14 protein-coding genes and 2 pseudogenes are annotated in these 18,515 nt (G+C 42.0%); 13 read left to right on the top strand and 3 right to left on the bottom strand.

The window, feature by feature from the left end:
* Nucleotides 1-122: 122 nt before the first annotated feature.
* The gene (locus RMY64_RS32720; RefSeq protein ID WP_322672700.1) at nucleotides 123-449 is read right to left on the bottom strand and encodes a hypothetical protein; all 327 of its coding nucleotides are present in this window, start codon (nucleotides 447-449) and stop codon (nucleotides 123-125) included.
* Nucleotides 450-489: 40 nt separating this feature from the next.
* Here RMY64_RS32720 and RMY64_RS32725 point away from each other — a divergent pair, with 40 nt between their 5' ends.
* The 7 genes from RMY64_RS32725 to RMY64_RS32755 all read left to right on the top strand — a co-directional run bounded on the left by RMY64_RS32725 (nucleotide 490) and on the right by RMY64_RS32755 (nucleotide 8,827).
* Nucleotides 490-729 (top strand): helix-turn-helix transcriptional regulator, encoded by a 240-nt coding sequence (locus RMY64_RS32725; RefSeq protein ID WP_322672701.1) that lies wholly within the window; start codon nucleotides 490-492, stop codon nucleotides 727-729.
* Between the two features lie 4 nt (nucleotides 730-733).
* Complete coding sequence (locus RMY64_RS32730) at nucleotides 734-3,868, top strand: PAS domain S-box protein (RefSeq protein WP_322672702.1); 3,135 nt, start codon at nucleotides 734-736, stop codon at nucleotides 3,866-3,868.
* Nucleotides 3,865-4,341: a response regulator gene (locus RMY64_RS32735; RefSeq protein WP_322685746.1), complete on the top strand. Its 477-nt coding sequence runs from the start codon at nucleotides 3,865-3,867 to the stop codon at nucleotides 4,339-4,341. Before RMY64_RS32730 ends, RMY64_RS32735 begins: the two co-directional genes overlap by 4 nt.
* The gene (locus tag RMY64_RS32740) at nucleotides 4,341-6,308 is read left to right on the top strand and encodes a response regulator (protein ID WP_322702210.1); all 1,968 of its coding nucleotides are present in this window, start codon (nucleotides 4,341-4,343) and stop codon (nucleotides 6,306-6,308) included. Before RMY64_RS32735 ends, RMY64_RS32740 begins: the two co-directional genes overlap by 1 nt.
* 574 nt (nucleotides 6,309-6,882) lie before the next feature.
* A complete protein-coding gene (locus RMY64_RS32745) occupies nucleotides 6,883-8,109 on the top strand; it encodes a pentapeptide repeat-containing protein (protein WP_322702211.1) in 1,227 nt (408 codons plus the stop codon).
* Between the two features lie 165 nt (nucleotides 8,110-8,274).
* Nucleotides 8,275-8,409 carry a hypothetical protein gene (locus tag RMY64_RS32750; RefSeq protein ID WP_322687989.1) on the top strand — a complete coding sequence of 45 codons (135 nt, stop codon included), beginning with the start codon at nucleotides 8,275-8,277 and terminating at the stop codon, nucleotides 8,407-8,409.
* A gap of 94 nt (nucleotides 8,410-8,503) precedes the next feature.
* Nucleotides 8,504-8,827: a hypothetical protein gene (locus tag RMY64_RS32755; RefSeq protein WP_322702212.1), complete on the top strand. Its 324-nt coding sequence runs from the start codon at nucleotides 8,504-8,506 to the stop codon at nucleotides 8,825-8,827.
* 565 nt (nucleotides 8,828-9,392) lie between these two features.
* On the opposite strand, the pseudogene RMY64_RS32760 reads toward RMY64_RS32755, so the two are convergent.
* Nucleotides 9,393-9,911, bottom strand: a pseudogene (locus RMY64_RS32760) (TRAP transporter large permease subunit); the annotation flags it as partial.
* A 114-nt stretch (nucleotides 9,912-10,025) separates the two neighbouring features.
* Here RMY64_RS32760 and RMY64_RS32765 point away from each other — a divergent pair.
* From RMY64_RS32765 to dnaB, 6 genes and pseudogenes are all read left to right on the top strand, one after another.
* Nucleotides 10,026-10,940: pseudogene (locus tag RMY64_RS32765) on the top strand (YifB family Mg chelatase-like AAA ATPase); the annotation flags it as partial.
* A gap of 102 nt (nucleotides 10,941-11,042) precedes the next feature.
* The gene (locus RMY64_RS32770; protein WP_322702213.1) at nucleotides 11,043-12,218 is read left to right on the top strand and encodes a tyrosine-type recombinase/integrase; all 1,176 of its coding nucleotides are present in this window, start codon (nucleotides 11,043-11,045) and stop codon (nucleotides 12,216-12,218) included.
* The gene (locus RMY64_RS32775) at nucleotides 12,215-13,663 is read left to right on the top strand and encodes a tyrosine-type recombinase/integrase (RefSeq protein WP_322702214.1); all 1,449 of its coding nucleotides are present in this window, start codon (nucleotides 12,215-12,217) and stop codon (nucleotides 13,661-13,663) included. Before RMY64_RS32770 ends, RMY64_RS32775 begins: the two co-directional genes overlap by 4 nt.
* Nucleotides 13,664-13,675: 12 nt before the next feature.
* Nucleotides 13,676-15,844: a site-specific integrase gene (locus RMY64_RS32780; RefSeq protein WP_322702215.1), complete on the top strand. Its 2,169-nt coding sequence runs from the start codon at nucleotides 13,676-13,678 to the stop codon at nucleotides 15,842-15,844.
* The gene (locus RMY64_RS32785) at nucleotides 15,801-16,736 is read left to right on the top strand and encodes a DUF6262 family protein (protein ID WP_322702216.1); all 936 of its coding nucleotides are present in this window, start codon (nucleotides 15,801-15,803) and stop codon (nucleotides 16,734-16,736) included. Before RMY64_RS32780 ends, RMY64_RS32785 begins: the two co-directional genes overlap by 44 nt.
* Nucleotides 16,729-18,039, top strand: coding sequence for a replicative DNA helicase (gene dnaB / locus RMY64_RS32790; RefSeq protein ID WP_322702217.1), 1,311 nt, complete (start codon nucleotides 16,729-16,731; stop codon nucleotides 18,037-18,039). The genes RMY64_RS32785 and dnaB overlap by 8 nt, the downstream gene beginning before the upstream one ends.
* Nucleotides 18,040-18,165: 126 nt before the next feature.
* Here dnaB and RMY64_RS32795 read toward each other — a convergent pair.
* Nucleotides 18,166-18,515, bottom strand: a 350-nt coding sequence (locus tag RMY64_RS32795; RefSeq protein WP_322702218.1) for a hypothetical protein, incomplete at its 5' end; no start/stop codon positions are given.

The following is an 18,515-nucleotide window of genomic DNA, read 5'->3' on the forward strand; positions in this document are numbered from 1 at the left end:
GGGGATTGAGGGGGGTAATTCGACTTGTGTGTACACCGTAGAGTAGGGAAGAGGGGCTAGGGGGGTTAGGTTTCCGAGGCTTTGATGTGATGAAAAATACTTGTTCATTCATCCTCTCACCCTTAGATACTGAAACTTGAACCTTTGAGCTTCATCGCTGAACCTTTAAGCTTCATCGTTGAGCCTTTGAGCTTCATCGTTGAGCCTTTGAGCTTCATCGTTGAACCTTTAAGCTTCATCGCCGACCCTTTTAGCTTCATCGCCGAACCTTTGAGCTTCATCGTTGAACCTTTGAGCTTCATCGTTGAACCTTTGAGCTTCATCGCCGAACCTTTGAGCTTCATCGCCGAACCTCTGAGCTTCACCGTTGAACCTTTGAACTCAAACGGTTCAGTTAGAGACAAAAACAGAGAAAATATTCCTTGAGTAAGAGACAATAAATAAGACATCTGTCCTACGCTAATTATCCTATGGGGATAAAACACAGAGATGTCTCTAACAAAGCGGCTGGAAATTTTAGATTTAATTCGGGAACTTCGTCAGCAGCTCAATCTTTCTCAGAAACAGTTTGCTGCTAAAGTCGGAGTTTCTTTCAAAACAGTCAACCGTTGGGAGAATGGGCATACAGTCCCTTCACTGATAGCGCTAAAACTAATAGAAGAAATGTTACGGAAGATGGGTGAACCTGGCAAAAGACTGCTAACTCAGTATTTTCCAGAAGCAGAGTAGGGTTATGAGTCGTAAGGCAAGGGCATCTGAATCTCAAACAATCTTTGCTGGCGGTAAAGACAAGGGCGCATTCATTCGGGAGAAACTGCTGCATTATGGTGTTGCTTCCCTATCCGTTGCCTTAGCACTATTGGCAACTCTGCTACTCCATCCATATCTCATGCCAACACCTGCGGCACTATTTTTTGCTGCGGTGATGGTGAGTGCCTGGTACGGTGGCTTGGGGCCAGGGTTACTTGCTACCCTTTTGTCTACTTTTGCAGTCAATTACTTCTTTTTTAAGCCACTCGATGCGCAGAACATTACAAATCTGAATATTCTAGTTCCCTTGGTAGTGTTCATCCTGACAGCAGGATTAATCAGCTGGCTTAACGAATCACGCCGCGCAGCCCAACGGCAAGTAGAGGCAAGCCTGAAGTCACTATACGAAAGTGAAGCTCGGTTTAGTCGCTTAACCGAGTCCAATATTATTGGGATGATTGTGGCTAATCTGAACGGCTTAATCGTTGAAGCCAATGATGCCTTTCTCAAAATGCTCAATTATACCCATGAGGATTTGCGCTCTGGTCGTATCCGCTGGGGCGAGATCGTTCCACTCCAATATATTGAGGTAAGCGAGCAAGCGATTCAAGAACTAACAATAACTGGGAGTTGTAAGCCCTTTGAGCAGGAATACATCCGCAAAGACGGCTCTCTAGTTCCCGTTCTAGTTGGTTTTGCTAAACAGGGAGATCGGACAATCATTGGTTTTGTACTTGACTTAAGCGAACGCAAACAAGCCCAAGCAGAAGCCCAGCATCGCTCCCGCCAAGCAGAAGAAGCCCAGAGCATTTTGCAAATGCTTCTAGAACACGTCCCAGAGGGAATTACGATCGCTGGTGGCCCCCCTGATTTCCCAATTATCGCTAACAGCAAACTCGCGCAAAAACTTTTGGGCAGACCGAATGAATCTCTCGTTGGTATGTCTTCTGAATCTTATGTTCAGCTTTACAGTCTGTTCTTGGCTGATGGTGTAACGCCCCTCACCTTAGAGCAACTACCTTTATATCGTGCAACGCGCTATGGTGAAACGATCCGCGATGAAGAATGTATCATTGAACGTCCAGATGGTACTACAATTACAGCGATCGCCAATGTCGTACCAATTCGAGATTCCCAAGGTGAGATTATTGGTGCAATAGATTGCTGGCGCGATATCACCAACCGTAAGCTCATAGAAGAAGCACTGCGGCAACGAGAAACAGAACTTCGTTTAATTACAGATACACTGCCAGTTCTGATTTCCTTTGTAGATTCACAACAACGCTACCGCTTCAACAATCGAGTATATGAAGAGTGGTTTGGACATCCGGCGGCAGATATCTATGGAAAGCATCTTTGGGAAGTTGTGGGCGAACCTGCATATCAAGGAGTTCGTCACTATGTAGAACAGGTACTCGCAGGAGAGCAGGTAACATTTGAAAGTCAAATGCCTTATAAAGATGGTGGCACACGCTACATTAATGCTATTTTTGTTCCCCAGTTTAATCAACAGGGAATCGTTGAAGGGTATGTAGCATTGATCGCTGACATTAGCGAACGGCAAGCTGCGCTACGCGATCGCAACCAAGCAGAAGCAGCGTTACGCGAAAGTGAATTGCGCTTTCGTCAGATGGCAGACACCACTCCCATACTGGTGTGGATGTCCGGCACTGACACACTTTGTAACTACTTTAATAAATTCTGGCTAGATTTTACCGGGCGGACTCTGGAGCAAGAGATGGGCAATGGGTGGGCTGAAGGTGTACATCCCGATGATTTTCAGCGTTGCTTAGATACATACATCAATGCCTTTGATGCCCGACAAAAATTTACAATGGAATATCGCCTCAGACGCTTTGATGGCGAATACCGTTGGCTTTTGGATACTGGTGTGCCACGCTTGACACCAACAGGAGAATTTCTCGGCTATATCGGCTCTTGTGTTGATATCCACGATCGCAAGTTAGCAGAAAAAGCGCTACGTGACAGCGAGGAGCGATACCGAATTTTAACGGAGGTGTCACCGCAGGCCATTTGGATGGGCGATCGCGATGGTGGTATTACCTATTGCAATCAACACTGGTTGGATTTCACCGGACTGACAATGGAGCAGACTACAGGCTATGGCTGGATTTATGCCATTCACGCCGATGACCGCGATCGCGTCTTTAAAAGTTCGATGCAGGCTGTTGCTAACGCCACCAGCTACGAAATAGAAATTCGCTTTCGTCAAGTTTCTGATGGTAGCTATCGTTGGCATATTGTCCGGGGTTTACCATTTCGAGATCCAAGCGGACAGATTATCAAATGGGTGGGCATCGCCAGCGACATTCACGATCGCAAAGTTGCCGAAGCCTCCCTGCAACAACTCAACGAAATGCTAGAGCAGCGAATTCAAGAGCGCACTGCCCAACTCGAAGCCTCTAATAAAGAACTCGAATCCTTCTCTTACTCAGTTTCTCACGACTTGCGGGCACCACTGCGCCACATCGCCGGATTTGTCGAATTGCTTCAGAAGCGCCATAGCTCAACAAGCCTAGATCAAACAAGTCAGCGCTATTTGAAAATAATTGCCGACACTGCCAAACAGGCAGGGATACTGATCGATGAATTGCTGACATTTTCTCGGATGGGGCGCACCGAAATGCGCTACATCAACTTGAATATGGAGGAATTGGTACATGAGGTAAAACGCGATTTAATTGCAGAAACTTCAGGGCGGACAATCCATTGGCACATAGACCCATTACCAGAAGCGCAGGGCGATCCCTCCATGCTGCGACTGGTGCTTCGCAACTTGATAGGCAATGCCGTAAAATATAGCCAGACTCGAAACCCAGCAGAAATTACTGTTGGCAGTATTGACAACGAAAACGAAGTTATCTTTTTTGTACAAGATAACGGCGTAGGCTTTAATATGCAATATGTCCACAAGCTATTCGGAGTATTTCAACGCCTGCATAGCGACCCACAATTTGAAGGCACTGGTGTTGGATTGGCAAACGTGCAACGCATTATTCATCGGCATAATGGTCGAGTTTGGGCAGAGGCTGTAGTTGACAGTGGCGCCACTTTTTATTTCTCGCTGCCTAAATTGTCCAACAAGGAGAGTGAATGAAAGAACTGAAGCGAATTTTGCTAATTGAAGACAGTGCCAACGATGCCGAGTTAATCCTAGCCGCCTTGTCAGAAAACCATCTCGCCAATGAAGTAGTGGTGGTACGTGATGGCGAAGAAGCACTAGATTATCTTTATCGCCGGGGGTTGTTCCGGTTGCGAATGGAAGGGTATCCTGTTGTGGTGTTGCTCGATTTGAAACTGCCTAAAGTTGATGGACTAGAAGTGCTGGCGCAACTCAAATCTGACCCAGTAATGCGAGTAATTCCAGTGGTGGTACTGACTTCTTCTCGCGAGGAGCCTGACCTAGTTCGCTGCTATGAGTTAGGGGTGAATGCTTATATTGTCAAACCAGTAGATTACCGTGATTTTGCCGATTCTATTAAAGGTGTTGGCTTGTTTTGGGCAGTGATCAATCAGCCTCCAGTTGGGGCTTTACCTCCGGCTCCTCATCTTCAAAAGGAGAGCAACTGATGAATGTTCTCCGTTTTCTCCTTTTGGAAGACAGCCTGTTAGATGCAGAGCTTGCTCAAATGATATTAACCGAAGGGGGAATTAATTGCGAACTGATCCGAGTCGAAACCGGTGCTGATTTCCTAGCTGCCTTGGAAACAGAAACTTTCGATTTAATTCTTGCCGATTATGCTTTGCCATCTTTTGATGGAATTTCTGCCTTGGAAATTGCCCGGAATCTTTGTCCTGAGATTCCTTTTATCTTTGTCTCTGCCGTGCTGGGTGAAGAATTAGCGATCGAAGCTTTGAAGAACGGTGCAACCGATTATGTATTAAAGCAACGACTAGGGCGGTTAGTTCCCTCGGTGCAACGCGCATTGCGGGAAGCTAAGGAGCGGCGTAAGCGCAAGCAAGCAGAGGAGTCTTTACAAAAGAGTGAAGCCAAGTATCGCCGAATTGTTGATACCTCTTATGAGGGAATCTGGATGATTGACTCCCAAACCCGAACAGAGTTTGTGAATCAGCGGATATCTCAGATGTTGGGTTATCCGGCAGCAGAAATACTCGGTCGTTCTATATTTGATTTTATGGATCTGGCTGATGATATCGCCGATGAAGCAAAACTGGAGTGGTTCAAAGGAGAAGGGAGCGATCTCAAAGAAGGGCGATTGCGTTGCCAAGATGGTTCGTACATCTGGACACTGATTTCTGCCAGAGCGATTTTGAACGAAAAAGGTGAGTGCTTGGGTGCGATCGCCATGCTAACTGATATCACCGATCGCAAACGCAGCGAATCAGAACGCGATCGCCTTTTGCAACTTGAGCAAAGAGCTAGGGCGGAAGCTGAGGCTGCTAACCGAATCAAAGATGAGTTTTTGGCGGTACTTTCTCATGAATTGCGATCGCCCTTGAATCCGATTCTCGGTTGGGCAAAACTATTGCAGAGCCGGAAATTTGATGAGGCAGGACTCAACAAAGCACTGAAAACTATTGAGCGCAATGCCAAATTACAAGCTCAACTAATTGAAGACTTACTAGATGTTTCTCGCATCCTCCAAGGCAAACTCAGCCTCAACACGATCCCAGTCGATCTGGTATCCACCATTGAAGCCGCAATGGAAACAGTGCATTTAGCAGTAGAGGCTAAAAATATTGAGATTGAGACGATGCTCGATCCAAATGTGGGGAAAGTTTTGGGCGATCCAGCCCGCTTACAGCAAGTTTTCTGGAATCTTTTATCGAATGCTGTCAAGTTTACTGAGACTAAGGGAAAAATAAATGTGCGATTGGAGCGCATCGACGCTCAAGCGCAGATTACCGTCAGCGATACAGGTAAAGGCATTGATCCTGATTTTCTACCTTATATGTTTGATTATTTCCGTCAGGGTGACAGTACAACAACTAGAAGGTTTGGTGGATTAGGGTTAGGTTTAGCGATCGCTCGTCATTTGATCGAGATGCACGGCGGAACGATTGGGGCAAAAAGTCCTGGTGAGGACAAAGGAGCGATTTTCACAGTTAGGTTGCCACTGATCGAAGACAGTACGACGAGCGAAGATGACACAAATACTGATTCCTCAACTACCGCTTTTCCTTACTCTCCCCTGATGGGTTTACAAGTGCTGGTTGTGGATGACAATGATGATACCCGCGACTTTTTTAGTTTTGTACTGGAACAGTTTGGCGCGATCGTCACCGCAGTAGCATCAGGAGATGAAGCATTACAAGCGCTAACCCAGTCAAAGCCAGATATCTTACTCAGCGATATTGGAATGCCAGAGATGAACGGCTATATGCTGATGCAACAGGTGCGAACTCTAGAAGCAAAAGTTGGGGGAAAAAAGATACCTGCGATCGCTCTGACTGCTTATGCAGGCGAAATCAATCAGCAGTACGCACTAAGAGCAGGATTTCAACAGCACATCGTTAAGCCTGTAGCACCAGAGGAATTGCTCGTGGCGATTTCTAACTTAGTCCAATCTAGTTAGGGTTGGCGATCGATCTGAGTAATTGAACTGGCTTCAGGTTACAGATTTTAAACTATTCTTCACAAGTAATATGGTCTTTTTAATTGTCTGGAATACTCCGGGTAACACAGAAAAATGTCGTGCCCCAACAGCGTGTTGATATAAAAAGTTTATTCTCTTGTCAAAAATTTATATCACCCTATTGACAGTATTTTTCAAGTAATTGAATTACACTACTTTTCATTCCCTGTCTGGATCGTGGGCTAAATACCTGAAAATTTTATCAAATAAATCTGAGTGAAAAAGAGTGTAGAGATGTAGCAGTACTAAGTCTCTACAAGGTTTCTGGATACAGCATATTTAATTTCATCAGATATCTAATCATTCGTAAATAATCACCTCCTTGGCTTCTCTAGAAAGTCAAGGGTCTTGTTCCTCACAAATGATTCGGGATTGTTATATAGATAATTTTTATATAGTGGATTTAATAGTTCGCCAATTTTATCCGTGTTTGTACTCTATCATAACTTTACGGATACTCTTAGAATCAACCTAAATTTATTTCCGTAAGGAGTCGGATATGAAGACTTATGACATGTCTTTCATAAAGACCAATGGACTCACGACTTTGTTGGCATTTGTCTCGGTTATATTTATTTTATCATTCACTCTAATTATATTATTTTTTGAAAGTATTCAAGGATTTTCAAATCAAGAAAAAATTGAATACATCTCTCAAGCATTAACAACAATTGCCATAATTATTGGGGGATTGGCATTAATTCTTAATGCTTACTATACCTCTAAACTCTCTCTAGATGAGAATCACAGCTTGTTAACGCAACTACTAACTGGAACAGTAGCTTGGGATAACAATATTGTAAATTGTATCAATCAGACACAACTAACTCCCCAAGAAATTGTTTCTGAACGTTTTTCTAAAGCGATTGAACAACTGGGAAATGAAAAGATTGAAACGCGATTTGCGGCAATTTATGCTTTAGAACGAATTGCCAAAGATTCCTCGAAAGATCATTGGACAATTATGGAAATCCTCGCTGCTTTTATCCGCGAGAATGCCCCAGTAAATAGGGAATATGAGGATGAGTCACTACAATCATCAAAACTTCCTACAGATATTCAAACAGCCTTAACTGTCATTGGCAGACGCGATTCATCTAAAGATCCAGTCAATCAGAAACTTGATTTACGCAATACAGACCTTAGCAATGCAGACTTAACAGATGCTAACCTCTCTAGAGCAATTTTTGTCGGAGCTAACTTGCAATGGGTCAATTTTACCAAAGTAAACCTTTCTGAAGCAGACTTATCTGTTACCTGTCTTTGTGGCTCAATCTTTTATGAAGCCAACCTGCAAAAAGCAATCCTCCCAGAAGCCAATCTCCAAGGCGCAGTTCTTAGAAAAGCGAACCTTTCTCAAGCCATCCTTTACGATGCCAACTTGGAAGGGGCAGTTCTTTGTGATGCCAACTTGGAAGGAGCAGTTCTTTGTGATGCCAACTTGGAAGGAGCAATCCTTTGTGATGCCAACTTAGAAGAAGTTAACTTTGAGGGTAGCAATCTCCAAGATACAAACATGATTGGCAGTAACTTGCAAGGGGCAAAACTTGCTGGCGCTAATCTAGAAAGTGCATTACTTAGTACAGCTAACCTCCAAGAAGCTAATTTTCAAGAAGCTAACCTCTGTGGAGCCAACTTGAGCGGCTCGGAAAATGTAGAATCACAGCAGATTGAACAAGCAATTGGCGATCGCACAACAATCTTACCGGAAAACTTGAAAATACCCCAACATTGGTGGTAATAACAACCTAAAGTTTCACCATCTAAAACTAGATTACAAGATAGGGACGCATAGTTATGCGTCCCTATCGTGTTTAATTTAGTACCCAAAGCTAAAAAATTGCTAAAAACCTGATAAATATTCTCTATCAGCCTAAATTTTTCGCAATTTAAATCACAAACAATTATGAAACGGCGAGAGGTTTTTAACACAGCTGCGATCGCCACTGCAACTGCTGCTAGTCTAGTTTCCTGTAGCCAAGCTGGTAAATCCCCTCTTTATTATAAGGTTATGGTAGTTTTGCAACTGAGCGATCGCTGATCTTATAGATTGGGTTGACAGAAGAAAATCCAAGACCCTCAGAAGGAGAATTAAACGCTGTAGGATGAGGGATCAATAAATTCTAGAGATTTCTGTGAGCGAAACCGTCTATATTGAAACTAGTATTTTGGGATACTTGACTGCCAGATCGACAGATAACTTGATTCAGGCAGCAAACATGAAAATCACACAAGATTGGTGGAATATTCGTCGCGGTTCTTTTGTCCTTTATGCTTCTGAGATTGTAGAAGATGAAGCGGCTAGGGGAGATGCAGCGATCGCGGATCAAAGGCTGAATTTGTTAGAGTCCTTAACGTTTCTCGATCTCACAGAAGAAGCGATAGAGCTTGCACAAGAGTTTTTGCAACAAAGCAACCTACCACCAAAAGCCTCTAATGATGCTTTGATATGTCATTAGCAACAGTTTACGGTTTAGACTACCTGTTAACATGGAACTGTAAACATATGGCAAACGCCCAAATCCAGAGAAAGCTATCACAAATTAGCTCTGAACTTGGATATGAATTACCAGTCATCTGTACACCCTATGAGTTAATGGGATACGATTTTACAGAAGAATAATCTATGTATAAAAACGAAATTTTAGAGGAAATTCACAAGTACAGAGAGGAATACGCTAGCTCATTTAACTATGACCTGAACGCAATCTTTAACGATCTACGAAAGAAACAGATTGCTCATGGGCGTAAAGTTGTAAAACTTCCGATCAAACGTCGGTCTAACAAATCACTGCACCCGACGCAAACTGAGAGCGTGTCTACTTTAGCGTAGAGCATCTTTGTGCGAGTCAGTTCAGCTTTGATACTACTGGGGGGTCTGACTTTTTAAACATTATTATCGCGTTTCTTGATATTGCGCGACCGCCACACAACACGGTCAAAATACCATTGTACTATGAGAGCAAGACAATATGACCTTTTCCTTGCTGTAAACAAAACCAGGAGCAGTATATTTTAGATAATTCACCAAGGCTTTAGAGCTGATACCAATCCTGGAAAAACAATAATTAACACCACCAATAGTTGCAACAAAATAAACGGTATTACACCGCGATAGATATCCTTTGTCGTAACTTCTGGTGGGGTGACACCACGCAGGTAAAACAGCGCAAAGCCAAAGGGAGGTGTAAGGAAAGATGCTTGCAAATTTGCTCCCAAAACTACACCATACCAAATCAAGTCAATACCTAATTTTTGGGCAATAGGTGTAAACAATGATAAGGCGATTTCGAAAAAGCCGAGGATAAATACTACTGCTATGCTGACAACCAAAAAGCCAGTTTTACCACCGGGGAGATTGGCGAGAACATCGAACATAAAGCGATCGCTATTTAACCCTCGACAGACTAAACTAAAAGCTGTGGAACCAAATAGGATAAAAACTACCATGCTGGTGATTCGCAAAGTAGTATCACAAACTTGACGCAGATATTCTAAGGTAAGTTTACGATTAGCAGCCGCCAGTGCGATCGCACCACCACAATCAAATGTAGATGAAAATTGCTGTAATTGAGAAAAATCGTCTATGTGGTTTCACTAATGCCAATTTACCAACTCATCTGCTAGAGATCCTAAAGGTTTACTATTATATAAGCAATGCTTGCTAGAGTCTGGAGTGCATCAATTGTGGGCATCGATGCCGTCAAAGTAGGCGTAGAAGTCGATGTGTCAGGGGGATTACCGGGAATTGTTGTCTTGGGACTGCCAGATTCAGCGATTCAAGAGTCAAGAGAAAGAGTCAAAGCAACTTTGAAAAATACTGGCTTTGCCTTTCCGATGCGAAAGATAGTAATTAATTTAACCCCGGCAGATTTACGCAAAGAAGGCCCCTGTTTCGATTTGCCTATTAGTGTGGGAATTTTGGCGGCTTCTGAGCAAGTTAGCGCTGATTTGTTGGGGGATTATCTATTTTTGGGCGAAGTCTCTTTGGATGGCAGTTTACGTCCTGTGGCTGGTGTATTACCGATCGCAGCAGCAGCCCAAAAGATGGGAATTGCAGGTTTAGTTCTCCCTGCTGATAATGCCCAAGAAGCAGCAGTGGTTGAAGATTTAGCTGTTTACGGCTGCAAGCATTTGTCTGAGGTGGTGGATTTTTTAAATAATCCGGGGCGTTACAAACCTGTGCAGATAGATAGTACAATACAGACAACAACAGTATCCTACCCTGGCGCAGATTTACATGATGTGAAAGGACAAGCTCATGGGCGTCGTGCTTTAGAAATTGCTGCGGCTGGCGGGCATAATCTCATTTTTGTCGGGCCGCCTGGTAGTGGGAAGACGATGCTAGCAAGGCGCTTACCAGGAATTTTACCGCCGTTGAGCTTTGCCGAATCTTTGGAAGTGACTCGCATTCATTCGGTAGCTGGTTTATTGAAAAATCGTGGTTCATTGGTACGCGATCGCCCTTTTCGCAGTCCCCACCATTCGGCATCCGGGCCTTCTCTTGTGGGTGGCGGTAGCTTCCCTCGTCCTGGAGAAATCTCATTATCTCACAGAGGTGTACTTTTTTTGTTTTATATACATTAACTATCTATTCAAAAAAACAACAACAACAATACCACTAATCGTGTAAACTCACTTTTAAGTAAGTTATTCACGCTATTCACACTATTCATGGTGGCTAAAGTTCTAGACTCAGTACAACGCTTACCGGACGGTAAAGAATTAGTTCGGTGGCATCTGGTGGATGATAATTATCAGGTTATTAAGCCTGTTGAGCAGTTTTTGCGGTTTAAGCAATCATGCGGTTCTGCTATCGGAACAATTAAGACATACGCAGAGAAGCTCAAAGCTTTCTGGAAATATCTAGACATAAAAGTGCTTAACTGGCAGGACTTTGATCTAGAAAAAATGGCTGAGTTCAACCACTGGTATTTAACTGGTGGGTTGCTGCTTGATGAAAATTTTGTCTCTTCTAACTCAGAAAATATCTTGGTTCTACGTAACGAATCTACAGTGAACCTGGCATTGACTGCTGTAGTGCAATTCTATGATTTTCACGTCAGGAGAAAAACTTTCGATGACAAAAACCTGTGCGTATATCGCAAACCCCGTAGAGAGAAGCAAAGTGGGATGTTTGCAGGCTACAGAAAGGAGTCACCTGTTAAAGTCAGGTTGGTAAAAAATAAGGAGCGGAAAAAGTTTCCTGGTTGTTTAAACCCTGATCAAGTGCGTACCCTAATTAATGCCTGTTACCAAGATCGAGACAAGCTAATTCTTTCGCTCCTGGCTGATACTGGTATGCGAAAAGGTGAACTACTGGGGCTTCATTGGTCTGATATAGATTGGAATGCTCGAACACTAAAGATAGTACGTCGAGACAATATTAATCATGCTTATGCTAAAGGTCGGGAACGCGACCTATCTTTAGATGAACTTATGAAAGATCGAGAGTTTTGCAAAATCCTTAAGAAATACTGTGATATCGATTATCCCCATGATGTTGTCAAAAATTTGGGACATGACATGGTTTTCGTCGTCTTACATAAAGGTTCACCCAGTTACGGTAAACCATTAGAACCGCAAAATCTAAACAAGTTGCTAAAACGACTTCATCAAAAAACAGATATCGACATAAAAAGGGTATATCCGCACTTGTTCAGGCACACCTTTGCAACTCACAACATTCGTGAGGGAAGGAAAGATGGGCAAGATAAAGAGAAGACAGCAAAGAGTGTACAACGACAATTGGGGCATAAGTCAATCGCTACAACCTTAGATATTTACGAGCATTCCTTTGACGAGGCTGAAATGTTGAATGAAATGAAACGTGTAACACAAGCAAAATGACCCTAGCATTACAAAAGGCACAACTGTTTGAAATACTTTCTGATCCTGGAAATATAGCATCTACATATATCACTGATGTAAAGTTGCAACGAGATATCTGGAATATAGAGCAGGACTTACCTCTACTGAGAGAACAGGCACATATAATCGGACGTAAGACTATAAATTTTCAGGGAATTACTCTGGATTGGTTGAAAGATTTACTTAAGCTGGCAGCACTTATTGCGGTCGGAAACCGACGGTGGAGCTTATCTAGGCTACAGGCTATTATTGGTGGAGTGAATAAATTTAGTGTTTGGTTGGTTAATCAAGGGTATGTCACACTATCTGTATTAAATGATCAAGTTGTGCAAAAGTGGGCAGAAAGTTCAACCGAAGTTAATAAAAATGCTGTTTTAGGATTCCTTTCTGTACTAAATGAACTAAGTTGTATTCAGTTTAAAATTCAATGCAGTTTGCAATCTAATAAACAAGCGAAATCTCCTAACATTATCCCAGAGGAGGTTAAACATAAAATTGATCTAGCTTTGGAACAACTAGATAAACCTATCTATCTCATCTTCAAGTTACATGAGGCGTTGGGAACTAGAAGTATGGAACTTGCTAAAATTCCTTTGGATTGCTTAAGGAAACGCAAGGAGGTACACCGAATCCGTCTGTGTACAGGCAAACAAAATGACATAGAACAAGAGCAAGACATACCTGAAGAATTGATACTGCTAGTGCATCAACAACAGGCATTTGTCCGGGAGCAATTTGGGGACACATTTCCGTGGTTGTTTCCCAACTGGAGAACCCGTAGACCAGGGTTTTCGGCTAAAGGTTGGCCACCCATTTTTGAGTACCGTCAAGAGCAAATTAGAAAAGTACGGGGAAAACTTAATCAGCTACTAAAATCGCTTATTAAAGAAAACGATATTCGTACTAATGATGGCAAACTTGCGTATGTAACGACTCACATGTTTCGACGCACTTATGCAACAGTAGCCGATCGTATGGGTAAACGCCCAGATTTAATTCAGCATGGGTTACGACATACTAATCCCGATATGCAGGACTCCTATGTTTACGTTTCACCACAACAGCAGGAAAAGCGTATAGAGAGAGTGCTAGTAAACAAAGATGGAGAACGGACTGCTATTTATTCTACAGACCAAGATAGTGAATTCATTCGTGAAGAATGGACAGCTAGACAGGTGGAACTAGGACTTTGCACTCGATCTGAAATTAGATTTAAAGAATGCGAGTATGAATATGTATGTTTAGGTTGCGAACATATTCGTTTTTCACAGGAGCATTTACCTAAATTAATAGAGATAAAACAGACGAACCAACAGTTATTGGATAAATGTCTGGAGAACAATCAATCAGACAGTCGTCGCGCTAATAGCGCTCGTCAGTTCATCAATATTCTTAACCCTATCATTGTTAGCTTGCAACAGTAAAAGAGATACATAATGAGTCAAAAAAAAGCTCAACCTGCGGGTGTAAATTGTCCAAACTGTGATAGTTCTGAAACTATTAAAAAAGCAAGCCCTCAAGAACGCAAACATGGCGTTGTCCAGTCATGCCTATGTAAGGGATGTGGTAGGCACTTTAGTTTGGGCGGTAAACCGGCTCAACCTGCGGGTGTAAATTGTCCAGACTGTGAGAGTTCTGAAACTATTAAATTTGGAAGCTCTCAAGAACGTAAACATGGGGTTGTCCAGCCATGCCTATGTAGGGAATGTGGTAGGCACTTTACTTTGGGCGGTACGCAAACTCCAGCTCAACCTGCGGGTGTAAATTGTCCAGACTGTGAGAGTTTTGAAACTATTAAACATGGAAGCTCTATAGAACGCAAACATGGTGTTGTCCAGCCATGCCTATGTAGGGAATGTGGTAGGCACTTTACTTTGGGCAGTAGAGAGAGACAAAAGATTTCCTGTGAAGGTAAAGTTATACATAGCTATTGGGATGACTCAGGGTTGCAGATTATAGACAATATTTCTTGTCCGAATTGTAAGCAAAACGAGGTAGTGTTAAAGACAGAGCATTATGACAATACAATGCATAAGCAAATAAAAAAAATGATTTGCTTAGGTTGTGGTCAAGAGTTTTCGGGAGAAGGAAAAGACTGGAATAATAGTGTAAGGCGAAGGCTTGGAAAAACAATCCCTCTTGAGCCTTGGGAGTTTGAGAAAGACAAGTGGGATTTACGAGAACTCTATCCAGGCATTGAAGAGTACAAATTAGAGAGTTTATTTCTAAACTTTACTAACTGTGGTTCAAACTGGTTCGTAAATCTGCTTAAAACTTATATAATTTGGCGTATCAATTCTGGCATAAGAGAAACATCAGTGTCTAAACAACTGTATATTCTTAAGGATTTTGGGTGGTTTCTTGAACGGCGGAACGTAACTTGTATGGAGGAAATTGACCGAAATTTGCTAACAACTTATTACAATCAAGAACTTTGCAATTTAGCAGATAGTACATTCACAAAGGTTCTTTCGAACCTGTCCAGTTTTTTTAACTGGGGAAATGAAACACAGAATTTTATCACTCCATCTACACTAATTAGTTCTTTTGACTTTCCAAAGGTTTTCAATGAAGAACCTGATCCATTAGAAGACTCTGTTATCGAGGCAATTGTAGAGAATCTTCATATTTTACCAGAACCAATACAGCTAATGTTCATGCTAGGTTTTCATCTTGGGACACGTCCGAGGGAATTGTGCTATCTTCCTAAAGACTGTTGCAATCTCGACCAGGACGGGACTACTTGGTGGGTGGAGTTTGAGCGTGATAAATCATCGGACAAACATAGGCTACCCGTTCCAACTGAGATTGTTCACCTTATTAAAAAGCAGGAAACTTACATTAAGAAACTTTTTGGTGATGACTATCCTTACCTTTTTTGCCATTATCAGGAATTAGGGATAACTGGTTATCCAAACTATCCACGGATGAAAGCTAGAAAGCGGCCGCCAAGGGTTGGAGCTTCTGGTAACCCTATGGTTAAAGTCATTAAATCTCTCATCAAAAAATGTAATATCCTAGACAGCAACCGAAAACTGGCAAACTTCACTGGAGCTATTCTACGACCTTCACGAGCAACACAACTTATAAACGATGGCTATAGCCTAAATTTTGTCCGTAGCTGGCTTAAACACCGCCGTGAAAGAACTACAAAGCGGCACTATACGCGCTATGACCCTGGTCAAATGCTGGATGTAGGTAGTGTAATGGCAAATGTTAATCAGGAATTTTATCCCTACGATAGCAATCCTGAAAGCCTAAATCCTGAAAGCCTACGCCAGAATCCAGAATTACATGAGTTGGATGGGCTAACTATGCTCAATGGGGAACCCCTTTATGGCTACTGCTCTTTCCGTAAATTCTGCCCCCGCTTTGGAAAGTGCTACACCTGCGGTTTCCATGTTGCTTCTGCCGATAAACTTTCCCATTACAAATCTCAACTTGAGCAATTAAAAATAAAAGAGGAGATTGCCTTTAATCATGGCTCTTCAGAAATTTATGAAAGTTATCAACAAATTGTAAACGCTTTAGAGAGTATTATTGATGCGCTAGAGGGAGCAGATGAGCGAGACAATAAAGCGACAAATTCACCGGAACTGGGATGAGGCAGAACGTAGCCGTCATGGTCAACAGGTGCGAGAACGTTCTGCCCGTGAGCGTGAGGAGAGAATTCTTTTTGCTCAAGCTGTCATTCAGGAAATGCAAGATCAGGGTGTCACTATTAGCCAGAATGAGGTAGCGAGGCGAACTGGTTTCAGTGTTGGCTTTGTTAATAAACACCTGCGTTATGAAATTGAAATAGCACAGCAACGACAGAAGGAGTCCGCCCAAAAACCACGCACTGCACGCAACATTGGTGCATTAGAAAATGAACTAGAAAAACTCAAAGCATCAAATAAGCGCTTGCAAACAATACTAAATGAGCAGCGGCGAATGAACAAAGAGCTTCTAGCACAGGCTGCACAGGTTGTAGACTTAGAGGATGAGGTAAAGCGTCTACGAACTGTGATTAAAGAATTGCATAGTTCTTCGCATACCGCCCAAGAAAAGGTAGTTAATTTACCTGTACAAAATCTACCTGCTCAGGGAGATAATGTTGTGCCAATTAATGGTAAAACATCTAAAGATAGCGAAGATGAATTAGAATCTCAGCAATTAAAATTTATGAAACAAGTTGAATACGAGTTCTACGCACTAAATATTACATTTAATGCAACATTTAAGAAACTGATTAAATCAAAGTCCGAATCTGTTGTTAACAATGCGATTGAAGCTTTAAAAGAAGCTATAAGGGAAGGCACTAAGATTGATAATTCTAGTAAATGGCTATACGCAGCAATTAAGAAAGAATCTGTACCAAATAAAAAACCTAAGCCCACATCCAACCCTGATACAACATATTATTTCTATCAGACGCACTCAACAATAGAGGGAGAATTGGCTTCACGAGAAGAACTGAAAGGTTTAAGTAGTATTTTTAGTCAACCCAATGACTGAGAAATCTCTCCCACAGGATACAGATGCCGAAGAAGGCATACTAAGTAGTATTTTGCTAGATGCTAGTGCTATTAGTAAAATAGCCGATATACTTCCTGTTGATGCTTTTTATTTATCTGCCCATCAACAAATTTATAAGGCAGCCCTAGAATTGTATTATCAAGATAAGCTAACAGACATAACGACTGTTGGCAGTTGGTTGTCCGACCACAAGCTGCTGAGAAACGTTGGCGGACGAAATAAACTAGCCCAGTTAGCCAATAATAAAGTATCAGCAGACAACATAGACAGTTATGCTGAATTAGTTTTAGAAAAATATAAACGTCGCCAACTAATTGAAGCAGGAACTAAAATTGTTGAGCTAGGTTTTGACACTACTATTGATTTAGAGAAAGTTATTGACTTATCAGAAGAGAAAATATTCAAAATTACAGAAAATAAAGTTGATAAATTCAGTCCAGAAGTAATTAGCAAGTCTCTAGCCTTGATTGTGGAGCAATTAGGGCAGGAAGTAACCCCTGCTTTATCCACAGGATTAATAGACTTAGACAAATTAATGGGTGGGTTGCTGAATGAAGATTTAATAGTGATTGCAGCCAGAACTTCAATGGGAAAAACTTGGCTCGGCTGTCATTTTGCAAATCACGTTGCGCTAACGTACAATCTTCCCGTAGTGTTTTTCAGTGCTGAGACAAATAAAGAACAGCTAACAAAGCGATTTTTAGCAATGCACGCTAAAATTGATTTTAAGCGGCTGATTGGTAACAAAGTTTATAAAAGTGAAATAGCTGAACTCCGTAAAGCCTTGGAGGTATTGTATAGCTTACCTATCATTATTGATGATACACCAGCCAGCCTCCAGAATCCCATTAAAATGCGCTCTGCATTGCGTCGAATTAAGTTTGAGCGGGGGAATTTAGGATTGATAGTCATGGACTACATCCAAAAATTAGGAGATAGAGCAGCCTCGAATCGAGCGCAAGCAGTTGGGAAATTCTCTGGTGCATTTAAAGACCTTGCAAAAGAATTTAGCTGCCCTTTTGTGGCATTAGCACAAATTAATCGAGGTGTCGAAAATCAAACAGATAAGCGTCCTGCAATCGCAGATATTAAGGATTCAGGAGATATAGAACAGGATATGGATGTAGGACTGCTTCTTTATCGAGATGAATATTATAATTCTAATACCCCAGACAAAGGTGTAATGGAGATTAGCGTAGCAAAGAATCGAAATGGTGCTACTGGAGTTTGTAAAGTGCTTTTTGATGGTAGCATCGGAGAATTTCGTAACATCACAGTTTGATTTAAAATAAACAATTGACTGAAACTACCTGTGTTAATACCCCATAACTTAAATCATTTGTTGAATTAAAAAATCCTGTGTGGGTTATTGGGTGAGAAATATTGCAGGAGTATGCTAGTTAAACTGTTAGCTAGCACTTTCAGTTGGAACGAAACTCAGGGTTTGCTCAATTGATTTCAGTGCTGATTGAATATCTGTACTCAGTGCATCTGCCTCAGCTTTAATCACAGCCACACCCTTACCAACTTCCGTCAGGGATTTTTTTATAGTTCTTATTCGTCCTAAAGCTGTGCGGATCTGCTGAATTTGTTGTTCTACAGCAGTCACATCCAGTTCTGATTGAAAGGTACGCAATTTATTTAACCTTTGCTGGATCACCAAAAAGCGGATGGCAATGATTAAAAATGAATGGGTTGTGGCGATCCAATAACCTGACTCAGAAACTCCCTCTGCCCAATCACCGATTTCCTGCGCTA

The organism is Nostoc sp. DedQUE08, from assembly GCF_034530895.1.
In the GTDB taxonomy this organism is placed as follows: domain Bacteria; phylum Cyanobacteriota; class Cyanobacteriia; order Cyanobacteriales; family Nostocaceae; genus Nostoc.